This window comes from Mesorhizobium sp. WSM4832 (assembly GCF_055811115.1).
This window is the reverse complement of the sequence record NZ_JBVVQH010000001.1, coordinates 584,413-604,189: the sequence shown is the minus strand read 5'-3', so window position 1 is coordinate 604,189 and position 19,777 is coordinate 584,413. Positions and strand designations below refer to the sequence as shown.

At 63.5% G+C, this 19,777-nt stretch carries 20 protein-coding genes and 1 pseudogene; 10 read left to right on the top strand and 11 right to left on the bottom strand.

The window, feature by feature from the left end; genetic code table 11:
- The first annotated feature begins 62 nt into the window (after positions 1 to 62).
- Positions 63 to 632 carry a NifU family protein gene (locus tag AC0L2L_RS02880; protein ID WP_473576019.1) on the top strand — a complete coding sequence of 190 codons (570 nt, stop codon included), beginning with the start codon at positions 63 to 65 and terminating at the stop codon, positions 630 to 632.
- A gap of 336 nt (positions 633 to 968) precedes the next feature.
- Here the strand turns inward: AC0L2L_RS02880 and AC0L2L_RS02875 are convergent, their stop codons facing one another.
- Entirely contained in the window at positions 969 to 1,586 is a 618-nt protein-coding gene (locus AC0L2L_RS02875; RefSeq protein ID WP_027166071.1) for a L,D-transpeptidase, read from the bottom strand.
- Between the two features lie 226 nt (positions 1,587 to 1,812).
- Between AC0L2L_RS02875 and cueR the strand changes: the two genes are divergently transcribed.
- Positions 1,813 to 2,226 (top strand): Cu(I)-responsive transcriptional regulator, encoded by a 414-nt coding sequence (gene cueR / locus AC0L2L_RS02870; RefSeq protein ID WP_027166072.1) that lies wholly within the window; start codon positions 1,813 to 1,815, stop codon positions 2,224 to 2,226.
- A gap of 34 nt (positions 2,227 to 2,260) precedes the next feature.
- On the opposite strand, the gene AC0L2L_RS02865 is transcribed toward cueR, so the two are convergent.
- Positions 2,261 to 2,455 carry a hypothetical protein gene (locus tag AC0L2L_RS02865; protein ID WP_473576018.1) on the bottom strand — a complete coding sequence of 65 codons (195 nt, stop codon included), beginning with the start codon at positions 2,453 to 2,455 and terminating at the stop codon, positions 2,261 to 2,263.
- 256 nt (positions 2,456 to 2,711) lie between these two features.
- On the opposite strand from AC0L2L_RS02865, the gene AC0L2L_RS02860 reads away from it, so the two are divergent.
- Positions 2,712 to 2,906, top strand: a complete 195-nt coding sequence (locus AC0L2L_RS02860) for a hypothetical protein (RefSeq protein ID WP_473576017.1) — start codon at positions 2,712 to 2,714, stop codon at positions 2,904 to 2,906.
- A gap of 344 nt (positions 2,907 to 3,250) precedes the next feature.
- Here the strand turns inward: AC0L2L_RS02860 and AC0L2L_RS02855 are convergent, their stop codons facing one another.
- The 4 genes from AC0L2L_RS02855 to AC0L2L_RS02840 form a co-directional block, all read right to left on the bottom strand.
- Positions 3,251 to 3,721, bottom strand: a complete 471-nt coding sequence (locus tag AC0L2L_RS02855; RefSeq protein ID WP_473576015.1) for a nucleoside deaminase — start codon at positions 3,719 to 3,721, stop codon at positions 3,251 to 3,253.
- A gap of 144 nt (positions 3,722 to 3,865) precedes the next feature.
- A complete protein-coding gene (locus tag AC0L2L_RS02850; RefSeq protein WP_473576014.1) occupies positions 3,866 to 4,213 on the bottom strand; it encodes a hypothetical protein in 348 nt (115 codons plus the stop codon).
- 339 nt (positions 4,214 to 4,552) lie between these two features.
- On the bottom strand, positions 4,553 to 4,753 hold the full coding sequence (locus AC0L2L_RS02845) for a hypothetical protein (RefSeq protein ID WP_473576012.1): 201 nt from the start codon (positions 4,751 to 4,753) through the stop codon (positions 4,553 to 4,555).
- A gap of 151 nt (positions 4,754 to 4,904) precedes the next feature.
- Positions 4,905 to 5,627, bottom strand: a complete 723-nt coding sequence (locus tag AC0L2L_RS02840; RefSeq protein ID WP_473576010.1) for a hypothetical protein — start codon at positions 5,625 to 5,627, stop codon at positions 4,905 to 4,907.
- 110 nt (positions 5,628 to 5,737) lie between these two features.
- On the opposite strand from AC0L2L_RS02840, the gene AC0L2L_RS02835 reads away from it, so the two are divergent.
- From AC0L2L_RS02835 to AC0L2L_RS02825, 3 genes are all read left to right on the top strand, one after another.
- A complete protein-coding gene (locus AC0L2L_RS02835; RefSeq protein ID WP_473576009.1) occupies positions 5,738 to 6,238 on the top strand; it encodes an MmcB family DNA repair protein in 501 nt (166 codons plus the stop codon).
- 160 nt (positions 6,239 to 6,398) lie between these two features.
- Positions 6,399 to 7,145 carry an SDR family NAD(P)-dependent oxidoreductase gene (locus AC0L2L_RS02830; RefSeq protein ID WP_473576008.1) on the top strand — a complete coding sequence of 249 codons (747 nt, stop codon included), beginning with the start codon at positions 6,399 to 6,401 and terminating at the stop codon, positions 7,143 to 7,145.
- Positions 7,146 to 7,187: 42 nt separating this feature from the next.
- Positions 7,188 to 8,240, top strand: a complete 1,053-nt coding sequence (locus AC0L2L_RS02825) for an RNA polymerase subunit sigma-70 (RefSeq protein WP_473576007.1) — start codon at positions 7,188 to 7,190, stop codon at positions 8,238 to 8,240.
- Here the strand turns inward: AC0L2L_RS02825 and nhaA are convergent.
- The 5 genes from nhaA to AC0L2L_RS02800 form a co-directional block, all read right to left on the bottom strand.
- A complete protein-coding gene (gene nhaA, locus AC0L2L_RS02820) occupies positions 8,237 to 9,433 on the bottom strand; it encodes a Na+/H+ antiporter NhaA (RefSeq protein ID WP_473576006.1) in 1,197 nt (398 codons plus the stop codon). The two genes, AC0L2L_RS02825 and nhaA, sit on opposite strands and share 4 nt — an antisense overlap.
- 360 nt (positions 9,434 to 9,793) lie before the next feature.
- The gene (locus AC0L2L_RS02815) at positions 9,794 to 10,357 is read right to left on the bottom strand and encodes an ActR/PrrA/RegA family redox response regulator transcription factor (RefSeq protein WP_027166079.1); all 564 of its coding nucleotides are present in this window, start codon (positions 10,355 to 10,357) and stop codon (positions 9,794 to 9,796) included.
- A gap of 343 nt (positions 10,358 to 10,700) precedes the next feature.
- Positions 10,701 to 12,026, bottom strand: a complete 1,326-nt coding sequence (locus AC0L2L_RS02810) for an ActS/PrrB/RegB family redox-sensitive histidine kinase (RefSeq protein ID WP_027166080.1) — start codon at positions 12,024 to 12,026, stop codon at positions 10,701 to 10,703.
- 340 nt (positions 12,027 to 12,366) lie between these two features.
- Positions 12,367 to 14,829, bottom strand: a complete 2,463-nt coding sequence (hrpB, locus tag AC0L2L_RS02805) for an ATP-dependent helicase HrpB (RefSeq protein ID WP_473576005.1) — start codon at positions 14,827 to 14,829, stop codon at positions 12,367 to 12,369.
- A 56-nt stretch (positions 14,830 to 14,885) separates the two neighbouring features.
- Complete coding sequence (locus AC0L2L_RS02800) at positions 14,886 to 15,776, bottom strand: DMT family transporter (protein ID WP_473576004.1); 891 nt, start codon at positions 15,774 to 15,776, stop codon at positions 14,886 to 14,888.
- A gap of 24 nt (positions 15,777 to 15,800) precedes the next feature.
- Here AC0L2L_RS02800 and AC0L2L_RS02795 point away from each other — a divergent pair.
- The 4 genes and pseudogenes from AC0L2L_RS02795 to AC0L2L_RS02780 form a co-directional block, all read left to right on the top strand.
- Positions 15,801 to 15,944: pseudogene (locus AC0L2L_RS02795) on the top strand (PIG-L deacetylase family protein); the annotation flags it as partial.
- 265 nt (positions 15,945 to 16,209) lie between these two features.
- Positions 16,210 to 17,541, top strand: coding sequence for an ABC transporter substrate-binding protein (locus AC0L2L_RS02790; protein ID WP_473576003.1), 1,332 nt, complete (start codon positions 16,210 to 16,212; stop codon positions 17,539 to 17,541).
- A gap of 216 nt (positions 17,542 to 17,757) precedes the next feature.
- Positions 17,758 to 18,705 carry a carbohydrate ABC transporter permease gene (locus AC0L2L_RS02785; RefSeq protein WP_473576108.1) on the top strand — a complete coding sequence of 316 codons (948 nt, stop codon included), beginning with the start codon at positions 17,758 to 17,760 and terminating at the stop codon, positions 18,703 to 18,705.
- Entirely contained in the window at positions 18,702 to 19,652 is a 951-nt protein-coding gene (locus AC0L2L_RS02780) for a carbohydrate ABC transporter permease (RefSeq protein ID WP_041001244.1), read from the top strand. Before AC0L2L_RS02785 ends, AC0L2L_RS02780 begins: the two co-directional genes overlap by 4 nt.
- The last annotated feature ends 125 nt before the right edge of the window (positions 19,653 to 19,777 follow it).

The following is a 19,777-nucleotide window of genomic DNA, read 5'->3' as shown; positions in this document are numbered from 1 at the left end:
GCCGATAGAGCCTATTTAGAATTATTCCAAACTATCGGCCCGGAAAGGGCCTGGAGATACCCATGTTCATCCAGACCGAATCGACGCCGAACCCGGCGACGCTGAAATTCCTTCCGGGCAAGGAAGTGCTGCGCGAGGGCACAGCCGATTTCCGCAACGCCGAAGCCGCGGCGGAGGCCTCGCCGCTGGCCGGCCGGCTGTTCGAGATCCCGGGCGTCACCGGCGTCTTCTTCGGCTATGACTTCATCACCGTCACCAAGGACGGCCCCGACTGGCAGCACCTGAAGCCGGCGATACTCGGCGCCATCATGGAACATTTCATGTCCGGCGCGCCGGTCATGGCGTCCACTGACCCGGCCGTCGAGACCAGCCAGACCGGCGAATTCTACGACAAGGCCGATGAAGAGCTGGTGCTGACCATCAAGGAGCTGCTCGACACGCGCGTGCGCCCGGCCGTTGCCCAGGACGGCGGCGACATCACCTTCCGCGGCTTCGAGAACGGCACCGTGTTCCTGCACATGAAGGGCGCCTGCGCCGGCTGTCCGTCGTCGACGGCGACGCTGAAGCACGGCATCCAGAACCTGCTTCGCCACTTTGTTCCGGAAGTCCAGCAGGTCGAGCAGGTCGCCTGACGCCCATTGAGAGTTCTACCCTGCTGACCATCTGGCTCGGTTTTCTGCGCTTCCGGCCTTCGCCGGACGAAGCACACTCGGTAGTCGCGGCGCTGCTAAGGCTACGGCCGGCGTAGGCCGGTGCTCACGTACTTAAATGTACGCTCCGCTCCGGTTCTCGAAAACCAACCATATGGATTCAGCAGGGCGAACTCTCAAAAGGGCGCCGCGCCGCGATATTCAAGGAAACCACAAAAACAAAAAACCGGGCCCCAACAGCCCGGTTTTCTGTTCTTGGACGTCTTGTTGTTGCCTAGACGGTCCGCTTGCGAAAGCTTTTGGCCTCGGCCTTCGTGATCAGATCACGATGACCTTGGCGCCGACCGACGTGCGGTCGTAGAGGTCGATAATGTCCTGGTTCATCAGCCGGATGCAGCCCGACGACATCGCCTTGCCGATCGAGAACCATTCCGGGCTGCCATGCAGGCGGTAGCCCATGTCGCCGCCCTTGTTGAAGAGATACATGGCGCGCGCGCCGAGCGGGTTCTTCAGGCCCGGCTCCATGCCGCTCGCGAACTTGGCAAGCTCGGGCTGGCGCTTGATCATCTGCGACGGCGGCGTCCAGGTCGGCCACTCGCGCTTCAGCGCGATATGGGCGGTGCCATGCCACTCGAAACCCTCGCGGCCGACGCCGATGCCGTAACGCATCGCCATGCCGTCGCCCTCGATGAAGTAGAGGAACTTGTTCTGGGTATCGACGATGATGGTGCCCGGCTTCTCCGGAGAGTCATACCGAACTTCCTGCCGGTGATACCTGGCGGGGACCTTCTCGATCGGGATGCGCGGCAGCTGATAGCCGGCATCGGTCATCGCGCCATAGTTGTTGGTGAACAACTGCCCACCGATGGTGCTGCAGCCGCTGATCGCGGTCGACAGCGCAAGAGCGGCGACGATTGCAAATGACTTCAAGCGCATGAATAGGTCCGACGCCCCGCCTCGATGCCAGCGGCACGAGTCGGCCGCTTTGTTGCCATCATTCATGCTGGCATTTCTTTTGCTTGCCAAGCGCGCACTGCCTATATGCAAGACCTTACGTGCTGGTAAGTGCCGGACTGCGGCATTTCCGCAACAGGCTTCACAGGATTGTAAAACAAAATCAATGAGGCGGCTGAAGAGCCGCCTGGAACTCGAGGAGAGCGCCATGAATGTCGGAGATGCCGCCGAACGTTCCGGCCTGCCGGCCAAGACCATCCGCTATTATGAGGAAATCGGCTTGATCCGCCCGGCGCGGGCCGAGAACGGCTATCGCGATTACTCCGGCGACGACATCCACCGCCTCGCCTTCCTGCGCCGTGCGCGCAACCTCGGCTTCTCAATCGACGATTGCAGGCAGCTGATGGCGCTCTATCAGGATCGCGGCCGCGCCAGCCACGACGTGCGCGAGATCGCCGCCGCCCATGTCAGGGCGATCGAGGAGAAGGTGCGCGAATTGCAGTCGATGCGCTCGACGCTGCAGACGCTGATCCAGGCCTGCCACGGCGACCACCGGCCGGACTGCCCGATCCTGGATGACATGGCGGGAGCGGTGGAAGTCAATCGAGCGCAAACGGCATAGAGAGAGCGATGGTCGCGGCCGTCGGGCCGACCAGCTAGGCGACCTGGCCGATCACATCTTTGCCGGTCTGGCGGTTGGTTGTCCGCTTGAGAAACAATTTGGCGTGCTCCGCCCAATCGGCTGCTGTGACGTCATGCTCACGAACCGACTTCCTGAACACCTCACGCAGACCGTCGAGGTCGAAGGCCGAAAGCCTCTCGCCGTTCGCTACCACCCCGTCCATCGCCATATCTACTACCCCCAAGCAACGGCAAACCACATATATATCATTATATAATCCCCCCGCTGAAAACAGCCCCTGGCCTGACTTCTTTTGGGTGCAATTGCCACCTTGCCCGACGCGCCATCCAATCATGGCTGCGGAACTAACCCGGCAGGGATGCGCCGTTTATTCGATAGAATGGGGACAGGACCAGCGACGGGTCTGTCAACCGGGGTAAATCGCTACGGCTCGCTTAGATGCCTAGTTTCGTAAAGTCGTCACGATGACCGAGCACTGCGGCCAACAGCTCGTCTTGATCAATGGCGCCGCGCTGAAAGAAGGCCAGTACTGTCAGCGCCAGAACCTGACCATCTACCGATTTCCGGTCCAATTCGGCATCGGCGCATATTCGATCGAACACGCGCTGGCAGATGGCCAAATCTTCCGGCCCAAGGACTCGGCTTTGCGGAACCCGTAGCATCACAACGCCTCAAGGGCAGCACAATGAACTCACAAGCATCAATGCCCATGGCACCGCCGGTGAACATTCGCGATTCATAATCCGCCGGCCGGTAGGTTCAATTGGAATTCACTGTACGATTTTTACCAAGCGGCACAGGTGCATTGCCCACCTTGTTGGGCGCCCTAATTCTAGCCGGCGACGCTCCCAATGTCCGCCGCGACAGTGGCCGACGCAGGCAATGCTCATCCGGCAGCCGCGTCGGCCATTTCTTTTATCAGGCAGGAGTGGCACCTAAGCCGACGTCTTGATGTCGAGCCTCGGACCGACCGCTAGGGCAAGCACTCGTTTCTGAAACCGCGTCAGCGCTTCCAGAAATCGCGGTGCGGGGCGAGCATCTCGTCCGCGATTTCGGGGAAGGGCCCAAACACCTCGATCTTTTTCTGGCCGGAGGCGAATACGGTGCGCGAAGCGAGGCTCATCGTCGGATTCTCCGCGTGATCCCCGGTGAGCGCGAGAAGCTCGGTCTCCTCGAAGCCATAGACCAGCCGGCCGATATTCGCCCAATACATGGTGCCGGCACACATCGCGCAGGGCTCACCGGTTGAAACCAGCGTGCATTGCCACAGGAACTCCGGCTCATAGGCCGCCGCCGCGCGCCGGGCCAGCTCGGTCTCGGCATGGCGCACCGTATCGAGATTGCCCTGCCGCATCAGCACGCGATCGTCCGGCCCGACCAGCACGCAACCGAACGGATGATGCCCATGCGCCGCCGCCTCGCGCGCGACGGCGTCGGCGGACCGGAGGTGGGCGAGCATCTGATCGCGGGTCATGGCAAAATCCATCACGCCGACATCACCAGATGAGCGGCTTCTTCAGCCGAGATTGCTGCCAAGAGACATGGTTAGCAAGAACTAATCTTCGCTTGAACGTCCACTGGTTTCAGGCTGATTCCAATCACGCAGCGCTGGGGCTTTTCATTCCCCTACGGCTGGGTAGCCCTTCTTGGGCCGGGCCTGCCTGCCTCTGCGATCCGACCCAGGCAAGATATTGTCAGCCACTAGCTGGTCTTCAGATGATAGCCTCGGCGGTATGAAAGGACCGGTTGCGCCAATCTCGCCTAGCCAATCTTCATAGCCATCGTTCATCTTGGCTTTCAGAGCGTCAGGCTCAATTACTCCGGATTTGAAAAGGCTCATAAGCCGCCGGCCGAAGTGTTCCCTTGCCGAGTGCCATTCAGGGATTCCAGCTTCGTCGCAGTAGCCTTTGAGTACGGCGGCGAGCATTGAAAGCTGCTTGGAATCGATTGAATTGTCGTATGACATTCGCTTTTCCCTTATGGGGCGAAAGCGTGATCGACTCTTCCAAGCGCCAGGCGCCCGTACAAATTTGGCCAGCGACGTTCCTTCAGTCCGCTTTAGTCAGGGATTAGCGAGTCAAATCGGTGCCGGCCTGTCTCGTCCCTGAATCCGCACTCTGGGTTTGTCAGCCATGCAATCGCCCAACTTAAGGGCCGCGCCCGCTTCACCATTCGTTCACGATATTAGCGCAGCCTAACGTAAGGTCATGCTGGTACAGCGTACATGCGTTAAGAGCCCTAGTGCCGATCCCCCTCAGCGCTGGGGCTTTTCTTGCGCCTTACAGCCGCGTGATCTTGTCCAGCTTCATGCGATCCGCTGGCCTTCCGCGTACATCAGGGCGAAGGCTTCAAGCTCGAATGAGACGGAGAATGCTTTTTCGCCGTCGACCACATGGACGAACCATTCGCCAGCGGCTTCGACCAATTCAACACGGCTCGTGCAGACCTCTATTCCGTCGTCCATCGCGTAGATCCGGAACCAAGATAGCCCGGTCTGCTCAATCAAGGGGGGTTCACAGGATTTCGCAGGCCGGGCCATGCACCGACAACAGTGGGATGCGCCGGGCACAAAAATATGATCCGCACAACGCGAGCCTTCAATACAAAATCGCTGTACGAAATCGTACAGGCGAGAGCGCCAGCCTGTCCTGAGGCACCTACAGCGGTTCGATAAGCTCACAATTGGTGAGCGAGACGACATGCGGTTCTATTTTTTGAATTTCCCCAACCACCGTCACTGTCTCGCCACGCTTCAAAATAGTTAGCCGGTCAAACCATTTCGCGTCGAAAGTCATCAACCTGTGAGGGTAAGGCGCGCCGTCACTGTTAGCGAAGGCTAGCAAAATGGTAGTTGGCCCGGAGGGCATAATTTCTCCAATCGGCCCCTCAACGCTTATCCATTTTCCGATATACGGCGCGACCATCTTGTCGGCCTGCACGCTCGTATATTCTTCGTAGAACTGCGCGAGATATGCAGGAGTAATGCTCTTGCTGACGAAAATCCGATCGGGCCAAGCGGTCGCCTTCGGTAGTGCTGGTATTGCTGGCGCCGGTGCCTCGATGACAGGCGGCGTCTCAGCGACTTTCTCGTGGCCGCCGCCTGTCGTCCCTTCGCGTATGTACGTGAGCCTTACGCTTTCCGCGATTCCTATGAGAGACACGGCCCCAATGAGACCGACGACGATAAGTCGGGTGGCAGTAGGCGCATTCCCAAAATCCCACATGACAGCAGTCGCCCCGAATAGACAGCCGGCCACGATGAAGCAAAACCGTGCGCGCCGGTAGTCGTCTTGGGTTGGGCCTAGCATGGTGAACGCAGCCCCATACATGGCAGCCGCGACAACCCACATAGCCAGTATGCCGAACTCAACCCCGTCCATGCGCTTTTCAATATCAGCGCATTCCTGTTTTCGGCAACGGGTCTATCAAATATACAATCGCCCTCATCAAACGGTTCAAACCGTGAACAAAATCTGGCATGGTGCTTCCCATGCCTATTGTTTCCCCGATTCCCCTCAATCCGCTGATCGACGGCCGCCAGTCGGAACGCGCCATGCTGGTGCGGCGCGGCGTGCAGCGGCTGCTTGCCGAAATGGGCGCGCATGTGCTGCCGGAGCTGTCTTTAGCCACCGGCCGCCGGGCCGATCTCGTTGCGCTGACGCGGCAGGGCGATATCTGGATCATCGAGATCAAATCCTCGATCGAGGATTTTCGCGTCGACCGCAAATGGCCGGACTACCGGCTGCACTCGGACCGTTTCTTCTTCGCCACCCATCCCGGCGTTCCACAGGAAATCTTTCCCGAGGAATGCGGCTTCATCCTTTCCGACGGCTATGGCGCGGAGATCCTGCGCGATGCGCCGGAGCACCGCATGGCGGCTGCGACGCGCAAGGCGCTGATGCTGCGGATTGCCCGCGCGGGTGCCGCCCGGCTGCTGGCGGCCGAGCTCGCCGGCGTTGCGGTTCCGGCGCTGGATGGCGAGAGCGGGTAGATCCTCATCGTGGCGTGTTGCCGCTGGCGTCCGAGGCTAAAGCTACCCCTGCCCAAGGCCGGCGAGAATTTTCGTTCCGCACCGATGATTTCCGCCGATCCCGATTGTCTTCACCAACAGGCGCGTCCGGATGGCCGGCGGCCTGGAAAAGAGGTGAAGCGTGAAATCTCTACAAAATCAGAATGTCGTCGTCGTCGGAGGCAGCCGGGGTGTCGGCCGCTCGATCGTCGAAGCAGCGCTTGGCGAAGGAGCGACCGTACTTGCCGTTGCCCGCGGCGCCGCCGACCTGAAGCAACTCGCCTGGGAACGCCCTAGCCTGAAGACCCTGAGCGCGGACGCGACGGCGGAGACCGCGCCGCAAGCGGTTTTCGATGCGCTTGCGCCGGACGTGCTGGTGGTCTGCGCCGGCGCGCTCGCCCCTTCCGCGCCGATACAGGAGCAGAGCTGGGAGGTGTTCTCGGCGAACTGGGAAATGGACGTCAAGGCGTCGTTCCTGTTCTGCCGGGAAGCCCTCAAGGGCCGGCTCAAGCCGGGGAGCCGGGTTGTACTGATCTCCAGTGGCGCAGCCTTGAGCGGCGGACCGCCGTTCGCCGGCGGGTATGCAGGCGCAAAACGCATGCAGATGTTCCTGGCCGGTCATTGCCAAAAGGAATCAGATCGGCTTGGACTGGACCTGCGCTTTATGGCGCTCGCACCGGCTCGCATCATGCCAGGGACCGGCATAGGCGATGCCGGGCTCGATGGCTTTGCGGCTTATTTGGGCATCCAGCCTGCAGAAATCCTCGCGAGCATGACCGACATGCAGACGCCGGCCGATGTCGGACGGGCGGTGATCCAGCTCGCGACGGGCAAGCCGCAGGGCAGTTCCTTCACCGTGAGCGGCAGCGGCCTTGCGGCGGCGGCATGAGGCGCGCAGGATGCCGACCGAATTCAGCGCCCAGGGCTCCGCATGACTGACGCTTCCGGCCCTATCGAACCTTTGGGCCGGCCAGGCCGGCCGGGCCTCGACCGGCTGGCCTTCGAGCGCCTGAGCCTCGCCCACCGCCGCGAGCTCAAGCTCCACTGCTACCGGATGATGGGCTCGCTCAACGAGGCGGACGATCTCGTCCAGGAGACGTTCCTGAAGGCCTGGCGCGCGCGGTCGCAATTCGACGGACGCGGCTCGGCGCGCGGCTGGCTCTACTCGATCGCCACCAACAGCTGCCTCAACGCGATCAAGGCACGGTCGTCGGCGCGGCGCATTCTCGAGCAACCCGAGCGGCCACCCTCCGAAGGCCTAGCGACCGGCGGACCGGCCGCCGAACTCGCCTGGCTGGAGCCATATCCTGACGCGGAACTGCCTGACATTGCCGATGACAGGCCCGGTCCGGAAGCGCGTTACGAGACCCGCGAGGCCGTCCGGCTCGCCTTCGTGGCGGCGATCCAGCTGTTGCCGCCAAGGCAGCGCGCCACCCTCTTGCTTTGCGATGTGCTCGGATGGTCGGCAATCGAGACCGCGCAACTGCTGGGCGGATCGACCGCCTCGATCAACAGCGCCTTGCAGCGGGCCCGCGCGACGCTTGGCGGACATTACGCCCAGGGGCGCCCGCCGCAGCGATCTGAGCCCAGCCCGGACCAAGGACTATTGCTCGAACGCTATATGCGGGCCTGGCAGGGCGACAATCTGGACGGGCTCGTCGACCTGCTGCGCGAGGACGCCATCTACCACATGCCGCCATGGCGGGAATGGTACCGCGGGCGCCTGGCAATCGGCGCTTTCCTGGGAACCATCTGGGGCAATTTTGCCGGCTATCGCGCGGTGGCCATCGGGGCCAACGCCCAGCCGGCCGTGGGCGTCTACGCGCTCGGCCGCCGGGATTTCGCGTGGCGGCCCCATTCGCTGCATGTCATTGAACCCGCCGACGGCAAGATCGCCTCGCTGACGATCTATGTCCCGCCGCTCGGCCCCGCTTTGTTTGCGGCCTTCGGCCTGCCGACGGAGCCTCGCGCCTTTGGGGACTAGCCCAGGTCTTCCTCCACCCCGCCAGCCGCCGGCGCCATGAGCAGCACGGCAGCGCCGAGCAGCGCTGCGACCAGCGAGCCCGCAAGGATGCCGACCTTCACCGCGTCCTGGAGCGCCGGGTTGCCGGCGAAGGCGAGCAGGCCGATGAACAGGCTCATGGTGAAGCCGATGCCGCACAGCAGCGAAATGCCCAGCATATGCAGCCAGCCGGCATTGACCGGCAGATCGGCAAGGCCGAACCGGATCGCGAGCGCCGAGGAGCCGAAGACACCGACCAGCTTGCCGAACACAAGGCCGGCGGCGACACCCAGCGTCAGCGGCTCGACCAGCGCTGCAAAGCTCACGCCGCCGAGCGAGACGCCGGCATTGGCGAAGCCGAAGATCGGGATGACGATGAAGGGCACCAGCTTGTGCAGGCCGTGTTCCAGCCGGTGCAGCGGCGAATGTTCTGTTTCGTGGCTGATGCCGGGGGAGCGTTCGAGCGGGATGGTGAGCGCCAGCGCCACGCCGGCCAGCGTGGCGTGCACGCCCGATTTCAGCACCAGGACCCACAGCAGCGCGCCGAGCAGCAGATAAGGCCAAAGCTTCATGGCCCGCATGCGGTTGAGCACGACGAGCAGAGCGATGACGGCGAAGGCGGCCGCCAGATAGGCGAGCGACAGGCCGCTGGTGTAGAACAGCGCGATGATGATGACGGCGCCGAGATCGTCGATGATGGCCAAGGCGGTGAGGAAGACCTTCAGCGAGGCGGGCACCCGACTGCCGAGCAGCGACAGAACGCCGAGCGCAAAGGCGATATCGGTGGCGGTGGGGATAGCCCAGCCGGAGAGTGCGGCCGTATTGTCGCGATTGATGGCGACATAGACCAGCGCCGGCACCACCATGCCGCCGGCGGCCGCGATGCCGGGCAGCACCCGGCGCGGCCAGGTCGAGAGCTGCCCGTCCAGCATCTCGCGCTTGATCTCCAGCCCGACCAGCAGGAAGAACACCGCCATCAGCCCGTCATTGATCCAATGCGAGATGCTGAGCGGCCCGAGATAGGCGTGAAGGACGGCGAAATAGGTAGCCGCCGAAGGCGAGTTGGCGACAATGAGCGCAAGCGCGGCAGCCACCATCAGGATGATGCCGCCGGCGGCCTCGCCGTCGAGGAATTCGCGCAGGATCGATTTTGGCCGTTGATCGGAACCCTGCATTTCGCCTCCTCGCATTCCGCCGAAGCGATGATGCTCAAACTTCAACGGCCGGGCAAGCATCGAGGGGCAATTGTCGCCCCCCGTGTCTTCCCATTTTCGAACGATGGCGCCGCCCCTCATCTGGCTGCCGCCATCTTCTCCCCGTAAACGGGGCGAAGGACGCTGTCGTCGTTGGTTTCGCCAATCGCCAGCGTCGCGGAATAGGCGCCGGCGTTGCGCCCGGCCCCTTTCTCCCCGTCGCTATACGGGGAGAAATGCCCGGCAGGGCAATGAGGGGCAGCGCCAACTTTGGCGATTTGTGATCCCGCACAGTCCAGAATTCTCGTGGCCTATAGCGCTTGTCCTGCACGTTTGGCTAACCTAGCGCGGCGCGCGTTTGGCCAGTATGCGCTGCAGGGTGCGGCGGTGCATGTTGAGGCGGCGCGCCGTCTCGGAAACGTTGCGGTCGCACATTTCGTAGACGCGCTGGATGTGCTCCCAGCGCACGCGGTCGGCCGACATCGGGTTTTCCGGGGGTGCCGCGCGTTCGCCGGAGGTGCGGGTGAGCGCGGCAAAGACGTCGTCGGCATCGGCCGGCTTGGAGAGATAGTCGATGGCACCGAGCTTCACCGCCGTCACCGCGGTGGCGATGTTGCCATAGCCGGTCAGGATGATGGCGCGGGCGTCGTTGCGCTTCTCGCGGATGGCCGCGACGACATCGAGGCCGTTGCCGTCGCCGAGCCGCATGTCGACCACCGCATAGGCCGGCGGATGGGCGCGCGCCTTGGCGACCGCCTCTTCCACACTCTCCGCCGTCTCGACCACGAAACCGCGGGTCTCCATGGCCCGGGCAAGCCGGGTGAGGAACGGCTTGTCGTCCTCGACGATGAGCAGCGAGGTGTCCTCGCCCTCGACCATTGCACCCGTCGTGTCGTCTCCGCTCATCTTACCGGCATCCTGCTGACTTACTTCGCATAACGGATTCTAGCGAATGCACCTTAAGTCTTTGTTTTAATGCATGTCGTTGTCCCAGGACCGCTGCGCACTTCTGGGCGACATGCATTAGTTTACGGGCGTGCCGCTTTCCCACACGCCACTGCATAGTTTTGGGCGACATGCCTTACTTTTACGCAGATACAGTCCTGCAACGGCAATGTCCAATTTTTACAGCCGGCAACAGAGCTGCCATGCGGCAAATGCAGGGCTTCCGTTAGCGTATCGCAATTCCGGACAGAGGCTACGGCGAAGTCGCCGAGCCTAACCGCTGCGCACTTTTCCTGGAATTGCTCTAGGCGTTGTCGAACATGGAGGCCGAAACCAGTTCCTGGTTGAGGAACACGCCGCGCGGCCAGGCGACCTGCACCACCGCACCTTCGCCGAGCCCGCTCGAATTGCGGAAATCGATGGTGGCGCCCGACCGTTCCAGCAGGGTCTTGGCGATGAACAGCCCCAGTCCCAGGCCGCCGCCGGCCTCCGTGCCCTGGCGCGTCGACATATAAGGCTCGCCGATGCGGTCGATGATCTCGGCCGGAAAACCCGGCCCATCATCGGTGATCGAGAAGACGACCTGGTCATTGTCCCAGCTCCAGCTGACGGTGACCGACTTGCGGGCGAAATCGACGGCATTCTCGACCAGGTTGCCGAGCCCGTAGATGACGCCGGGGTTGCGCCGGCCGACAGGCTCCGGGCCGATGCATTCGCCGGGCCGCAACCGAATCGAGATGCCGAAATCACGGTGCGGCGCTGTCACCTCCTCGACCAGCGAGGTGAGCGGCATGCGCGACAAATGCGCTTCGCCTTCCGACGAAAGGCTGGTCAGCCGCTTCAGGATCTCTCGGCAGCGTTCGCTCTGCGAGCGCAAGAGCTTCACGTCCTCGCCGTATTTCGGGTCCTTGCCGAGTGCCTTTTCCATCTCCTTGGCGACGACGGTGATGGTGGCCAGGGGCGTGCCGAGCTCATGCGCGGCCGCCGCCGCCAGCCCGTCCAGCGCCGACAAATGCTGCTCGCGCTGCAGCACCAGTTCGGTGGCGGCAAGCGCGTTGGCGAGCAGGCGCGCTTCCGCCGCGACGCGGAAGGCATAGATAGCGGTGAAGGCGATCGAGGCGAACACCGCCATCCACATGCCAGCGACATAGATAAACGGCATCAGGAGCGGCGAGCCTTCGTACCAGGGCAGCGGCAGGTGGAAGAACACCAGAAGCGTGGCGGCCACCACGACCAGCGCGCCGAGGATGGCGGTGAGCCGCAGCGGCAGCGATGCCGCCGAAATGACCACTGGCACGGCGAGCAGCACGCAAAACGGGTTGGTCAGGCCGCCGGTCATGTAGAGCAGGCCGGTGAGCTGGACACCGTCGAAAGTCAGGATGGCGAAGGCCGAGAGCGGGGTGAGCCGATGCGCCGCCGGGTAGCGGAAGGTGAGCCACAGATTCATCCAGGCCGAGCAGGCGATCAGCGCAAAGCACATCGACACCGGCAGCGGGAATTTCAGGCCATAGGCCACGACAAGCACGGTCAAGCTCTGGCCGACGATGGCCAGCCAGCGCAGGCGGATCAGCGTGTTGAGCCGCAACCGCTGGCTTTGCTGGGTGTCGGGCGCGCGCAGGATGTTGATCATCGACTTACGATTATAACCGCAGGAGAATAAGCGCTAGTAGCGCTGTAAAGGGGATTTGACAGGTTGGCAGCTGGCGTTTCGGTCCACCATCATGAGCGATTTCGTCATCCACGGGCGGAGCGACGCGAAGCGGAGCGCAGACCCGAGGATCCATTCCGTTACCTTGACCACAGAATGCAGCGGAGCAGAATTCTGAACGGTCGCAACGCTTGGAGGTCACGGCATGGATCCTCGGGTCTACGCGCGTCGCTTCGCTCCTTGCTCCGCCCGTGGATGACGAAGTAATGGGGCGGTTGCGCCAATCGCCAAGGTATGCGGTTCACTGCCGTGAGCCCTATTACTACGTTCCGCGCGGCTTGGCGCGGCTGGTGGCTGTTGCCAGCAGCGGATTCTCCGGCCAGACATGCCTGGGGTAGCGGCCGCGCATGTCGGTGCGCACATCCGCCCAGGAGCCGCGCCAGAAGCCGGGGAGATCGCGCGTCGTCTGGATCGGCCGGTGCGCGGGCGACAGCAGCTCGAGCGTCAGCGGCACGGTGCCGTTGGCGATCGAGGGGTGCCTGTCGAGGCCAAACAGTTCCTGCACGCGGATCGAAAGTACCGGCCACTCGCCGTCATAGCGGATCGGCACGCGACTGCCGGACGGCGCGTCGAAATGGGTCGGCGCCAGCGCGTCAACCTTGCGCTGCAGATCGTGCGGGACCAGCGCCATGAGCGCCGACGACAGCGTCGCCGGCTTGATGGCCGCGAAGGAGGCATCGCCGGCGAGAAACGGCAGGAGCCAATCGTCGAGGCGATCCCGAAGCGCGGCATCGGAAACGTCCGGCCAGGGCGCGCCAAGGCCGCGGTGCAACCAGCCAAGCCGCTGCCGCAGCGCCTCTCCCTCCTTGCCCCAGTCGAGCAACGACAAGCCGTGCTCGCGTAGGGCGTCCAGAATAGCGCGGTCGGCACCGGCGCCTGACGGCGCCGGCAGCATGCGTTCGGACAGCGTGATGGCGCCGAGCCGCGCGGTCTCGCGCATGCGCACGGCGCGGCGCTCGCGGTCGAAGGTCGCCTCGCGCTTCGTCTCGATGCGATCGGCAAGGGCGGCACGGATATCGGCTTCGTCGACCGGTGCGGCAGCGGTGACGCGGGCGTTCTGCGCCTTGCCCTGCAGGTCGGCCACGACCAGCCAGGTTTCATTGGCGAGCGGATCGGCGGCATCGACCATGGCGCCCGAACCGTTGGCCAGCACGAAGCGGCCACGCTCGCCGCGCGCCCTTGCCACGCGATCCGGCCAGGCGTGAATGAGGAGGGCGCCGGCAGAGGCCGCCTCGCCGCCCTGCCCACCACCGGCCTGTCTGGCCAAACGCTCGGAGAGCTGCCTGGCGGCGTTGGCGCGGGGGGATTTCTCGCCGCGAAACCGGATCAGACGCCGCTCCAGGTCGGCGCTGTCGCCGCCCAACCCACGCTCGGTCAAAAGCACCGCGAGCGTAGCCGCTTCCCGTGCATGGCCAGTCCTTGCCGCCTCGGCCACCATATGCGCCAGCCGCACCGGCAGCGCCAGCTTGCGCATGGCGGCGCCCGCTTCCGTCAGCCGCCCCGCGTCGTCGATGGCGTGCAGCGCCTTGAGCAGAACCCTCGCCTCGCCGAGCGCCGGTGCCGGCGGCGGATCGAGGAACGAAAGGCTCGACGGATCGGCGACGCCGAAAGCGGCGCAGTCGAGCAGCAGGCCGGAAAGATCGGCCTCGAGGATTTCCGGCGGCGTGAAGGCGGGGAGCGCTGCCGTCTGCTCCGCGCGCCACAGGCGCACCGCCACGCCGGGCTGCGTGCGACCGGCGCGGCCGGCGCGCTGGTCAGCCGAAGCCCTGCTGACGCGCACCGTCTCAAGCCTGGTCAGGCCGCTCGCCGGCTCGTAACGCGGCAGCCGCGACAGGCCGGAATCGATGACGACGCGCACCCCGTCGATGGTGATCGACGTCTCGGCGATCGAGGTCGCCAGCACCACCTTGCGGCGACCGGCCGGCGCCGGCTTGATCGCCGCGTCCTGTGCCCGATTGTCGAGCTGGCCGTAGAGTGGAACGATGTCGGTATCGGCGGCGACGTTGCCTTGAAGCCGTTCGGCGGTGCGCTCGATCTCGCGCTGCCCGGGCAGGAAGGCGAGCACGCTGCCCTGCTCGCTGGCCAAAGCCGCGCGCACGGCCCTGGCCATGGCGTCCTCGATCGCCGCGCCGGCCGGCCGTTCGTCATAGCGGATCTCGACCGGGAAGGCGCGGCCCTGGCTTTCGATCACCGGCGCCTGCGCCAGGAGCCTCGCGACGCGCGCGCCGTCGAGCGTTGCCGACATGACCAGCAGACGCAGGTCCGGCCTCAGCGCGCCCTGCACGTCGAGCGCCAGCGCCAGGCCGAAATCGCCGTCGAGCGAACGCTCGTGGAACTCGTCGAAGATCACCGCCGAGACCCCGGGCAATTCCGGGTCGTCGAGGATCATGCGGGAGAGCACGCCTTCGGTGACGACCAGGATTTTTGTCCGCGCCGACGTGCGGTTTTCCATGCGCATGGCATAGCCGACCGTGCCGCCTGGCTCTTCGCCGAGCAATTCGGCCATGCGGCGCGCGGCGGCGCGGGCGGCGAGCCGGCGCGGTTCGAGAAGAACGATCTTGCCGGCACCCAGCCAGGACGCATCGAGCAGCGCCAGCGGCACCAGCGTCGTCTTGCCGGCGCCGGGCGGCGCCACCAGCACGGCGCTGCTGCGCCCGGCAAGTGCCGCGCCAAGCGCCGGCAGCACGGCGGTGACCGGAAGGTCCGGCAAGAGTTTCGTCGTCATGGCGCCCGCATATCAGCGGTCGCGGTCGCCACGCAACTTGCGAGAGCGGCGCGCGGTCAAAGCCGGGTGCGCGAAAACGGGTTCCAGCGGACGGTGCCGAGCCTGACTTCTTCGCGCACCATCGTCAGAAGGCCGGAAGCGCCGACAACCGCCAGACCGACCAATGACAGCCAGTCGGGATATTCCTGGAAGAACAGCGCGCCGAGGATAACCGCCCAGACGATCTGCGAGTAATGCGTCGGCGCGATGCGGTTTGCGGGCGCGTATTTGACCGCAAGCAACTGCAGCAGTTGTCCGCCGGCGGTGAACATCCCGGCCAGCATCAACCAAACCAATTGCCCGAGATTGGGGAGCGCGAACGACGTCGCGGCCGCGCCGACGCCGTTGAAGACCAGGCCATAGCCGACCAGCGCGCCGAGAATCGTCGTGCGCTTTTCCTGCTGGGCGAGCGAGCGCATCAGGATGACGCTGGTGGCGGCGAGGAAGGCATTGGCGAAGGCGGCGAGATGGCCGAGATGCAATTCGCGGAAGCCCGGCCGCACCACCAGCATGACGCCGGCAAAACCGGCGACCACGGCCAGCCATCGCCAGGGGCCGACCCTCTCCTTCAGGACGACTGTCGACAGGATGGTGACCAGCAAAGGCGCCAGGAAGATCAGCGCGTAGACTTCGGCCAGCGGAATGGTGGTGAAGGCAAAGACGCTGAGCACGCCGGACGCGATGCCCGCCAAGGCGCGCGCCTGCACCGCCCATGGCCTTTTGGTGCGCCAGACGTCGCGCCAGCGTTCGCCGTTGGGCTTGGTGAAGAACAGAAAGCAGCCGGCAAACAAGGTCGAGAAGAAGCCGATCTCGAAGACGGTGAACTGCCCGCCCAGGCTCTTGATGACGGCGTCGCTGAACGAATAGCTTGCATAGGCGATCAGGGCGAGCAGGATTCCGTTCGGCACGATACCATTTCCGGGAGAGAAGAATTGAAGATACTGGCGCTGGGCGCGCATCCCGACGACATCGAGATATTCATGTTCGGTACGCTGGCCGCCTATGCCGCGCAAGGCGCAGAGCTGACTTTTGCGATAGCCACGGATGGTGCCAAGGGCGGCCAGGGCGACCCGGCGGCAAGCCCGAGCCCCGCCAGCCGGGCCGGCTGACAGCAGCGGGACGTGGCGTCCGGCGATCATTCCCCAACGATTTCAATCACCCGTTTCGCCATGCTGCGGCGCAGCAACGAATTCGCTTGCCTTGTTTAGTAAAAATTGCATCACTAAACAAATTACTAAACATCTGCGGCGCACCGCGTCGCCATGTTTGGGCCTCTGAGGAGAGAGGTTGAGGGCTCTTGAAACCGTCATCCGGACGCGTTTCGCAAATGGGAGGTAAGGCATGAAATCGACCTTGAAACTGGCGTTGGGACTGGCCTCGGCGATCTTTGCGTCGACAGCCGTCTCGAACGTCGCGCATGCGGAAGACCTGACGCTGTGCTGGGCGGCCTGGGATCCGGCCAACGCGCTCGTGGAACTGTCCAAGGACTTCACCAAGGAAACCGGCATCGGCATGAAGTTCGAGTTCGTGCCGTGGACCAATTACGCCGACCGCTTCCTCAACGAGCTCAACTCGCATGGCAAGCTCTGCGACCTGATCATCGGCGATAGCCAGTGGATCGGCGGCGCCGCCGAGAACGGCCATTACGTCAAGCTGAACGACTTCTTCGACAAGGAGAAGATCAGCATGGACGACTTCGTGCCGGCAACCGTGGTCGGCTATTCGGAATGGCCGAAGAACTCGCCGAACTACTGGGCGCTGCCGGCCATGGGCGACGTCGTCGGCTGGACTTATCGCAAGGACTGGTTCTCCAAGCCCGAGCTGCAGAAGGAATTCAAGGAGAAGTATGGCTGGGATCTCGGCCCGCCGGCCACCTTCGACCAGTTGAAGCAGATCGCCGAATTCTTCCAGAAACGGCAGATCGACGGCAAGACCGTCTACGGCGCCTCGATCTATACCGAGCGCGGCTCGGAAGGCATCACCATGGGCGCTATGGACGTGCTCTACAGCTACGGCTTCCAGTACGAGAACCCGAAGAAGCCCTACGAGATGGATGGCTTCGTCAACTCCGAGAAATCGGTGAAGGGACTGGAATTCTACAAGGCGCTCTATGATTGCTGCACGCCGCCCGGCGCCTCCAACAGCTACATGGGCGAAGGCGTCGACGCCTTCAAGTCCGGGCAGGTGGCGATGCACATGAACTTCGCCTTCACCTGGCCCGGCCTGCAGAAGGACGAGAATGTCGGCGGCGACAAGATCGGCTACTTCGTCAACCCGAAGGGTCCCGACGGCGAGCAGTTCGCGCAGCTCGGCGGCCAGGGCATTTCGGTGGTTTCCTATTCCGACAAGCAGGAATCGGCGCTGAAATACATCAAGTGGTTCGCCAACAAGGACGTGCAGGCCAAATGGTGGTCGCTCGGCGGCTATTCATGCCTGAACTCCGTCGTCAAGGACCCGAAGTTCCCGTCCAGCCAACCCTACGCGCAGGCCTTCCTCGACTCGATGGCCATCGTGAAGGATTTCTGGGCTGAACCCAGCTACGCGCCGCTGCTGCAGGCCTCGCAGAAGCGCTTCCATGACTATGTCGTCGCCGGCCAGGGCTCGCCCAAGGACGCGCTCGACGGCCTCGTCAAGGACTGGACGCAGGTCTTCCAGGACGACGGCAAGATGTAAGGCTCCTCCCGAGCTCGACCGCAGGGCGGATGATTTCGGGTCGAATGACCTGAAATCATCCGCCTCCGGACCAAAGTGAGAGTGAGCACGATGTCGTCCGAAAACCGCTTCACACTTTTCGGCATCATGCTCTGGTCCCGTGCCGCCCTTGGCACGGGACGCAGTTCAGATAAATTCCATCATCGAGACTGACCAGTGACCGAAGCAGGACTTACCATGCTCAATCGGACTGCGGACAACGTTGCCCGGGCGACCCCGGAGCCGTTGGCCAAGAAGATCCGGGGCATCAGCGACAAGGGCCTCGCCTGGCTGTTCATTTCGCCGACGATCCTTCTGTTGCTCGCCATCAACATCTTCCCGCTGTTCTGGGCGATCTATCTGTCCTTCACCAACTTCCGCGCCAACCGTCCCAACGAGGCGGTGAAGAACCTGGGGCTTTCGAACTACCAGCGCATCCTCGGCGACCAGGACATCTGGATCGCCATGCAGACGACGGCGCATTTCGTGTTCTGGACGATCCTTCTGCAGACGGTGATCGGCTTCACGCTGGCCTGGCTGATCGACAGGAAATTCCGCGGCCACGCTTTCTGGACGACGATCATCCTGGTGCCGATGATGCTGTCGCCGGCGGTGGTCGGCAATTTCTGGCGCTTCCTCTACGAGCCGCAGATCGGCCTCTTCTCCTATGTCATCTCCTTCGTCACCGGCATTCCGCCGACGAATGTGCAGATGCTGTCCAATGTCGAGCTGGCGCCGTGGTCTATCATCATCGTCGACACCTGGATGTGGACGCCTTACGTCATGCTGATTTGCCTCGCCGGCCTGCGCTCGATCCCCGAATACATCTATGAAGCGGCCGAGGTCGACCGCGCCTCCAACTGGCGGCAATTCTGGTCGATCACCCTGCCGATGGCGCTGCCTTTCATCATGCTCGCGGTACTGTTCCGCGGCATCGAGAATTTCAAGATGTTCGACATGGTCAACCTTCTGACCGGCGGCGGGCCAGGCTCGACCACCGAGGTCGCCTCGATCACGCTGAAGCGGCAGGCCTTCGAGAGCTGGCGCACCGGCTATTCCTCGGCCTTCGCCATCATCCTGTTCGTCGCGGTGTTCGGTCTCGCCAACATCTACGTCAAGGCGCTCAACAAAGTGAAGCAGAGATGAGCCTGACCACCGCCCATTCCGTCGTCGCCCCGTCGTCGAACGCAAAGCTGATCGCCGGCACGATCATCATAGCCTATGCGCTGATCTCGATCGTGCCGCTGCTGTGGATTTTCGCCACCAGCTTCAAGACACCGCCGGATTCGATCGCCTACCCTCCGAAGATCGTCTTCCAGCCCAGCATCGAAGGCTATTGCAACCTGTTCACCACCCGGACCCGGCAGACGCCGGAATACATCAACTCGCTGGGACCGGCGACCGGCTTCTGCGACGAGACGGTGCGTAAGCGCAACATGGTGATCGCCGGGCCGTCGAACTTCCTGCCGCGCTTCGTCAATTCGCTGATCATAGCCTTCGGCTCGACCTTCTGCGCGGTGTTCCTCGGCACGCTTTCGGCCTACGGTTTCTCGCGCTTCAAGGTGCCGCTGGCCGACGACCTTCTGTTCTTCATCCTGTCGACGCGCTTCATGCCGCCGATCGCGGTAGCGATCCCGATCTACCTGATGTATCGCGAGCTCGGCCTCTCCGACACCGCGCTCGGCATGATCTTGCTATACACCGCGGTCAACGTCTCACTCGCGGTCTGGCTGCTCAAGGGCTTCATCGACGAGATCCCGCGCGAATATGAAGAAGCCGCGATGATCGATGGCTACACACGGCTGCAGGCCTTCTGGCGCACCGTGCTGCCGCAGGCGACCACCGGCATCGCCGCAACCGCCATCTTCTGCCTGATCTTCGCCTGGAACGAATATGCCTTCGCCGCGCTGCTTACCTCCGGCACGGCGCAAACCGCGCCGCCCTTCATCCCGACCATCATCGGCGAGGGCGGCCAGGACTGGCCGGCCGTAGCGGCCGGCACGACCATCTTCCTGGTGCCGATCCTTGTCTTCACCATCCTGCTTCGCAAGCAGCTGCTACGCGGCATCACCTTCGGCGCGGTGCGCAAATGATGAATAGTCAGCAAATATGGAACCGGCGCTGCGGAAGCGCCCCTTCTCCCCGTTCACGGGGAGAAGATGCCGGCAGGCAGATGAGGGGCAGCGCCGACGTCAACGTTGAATTGAGGCGCTGGCGC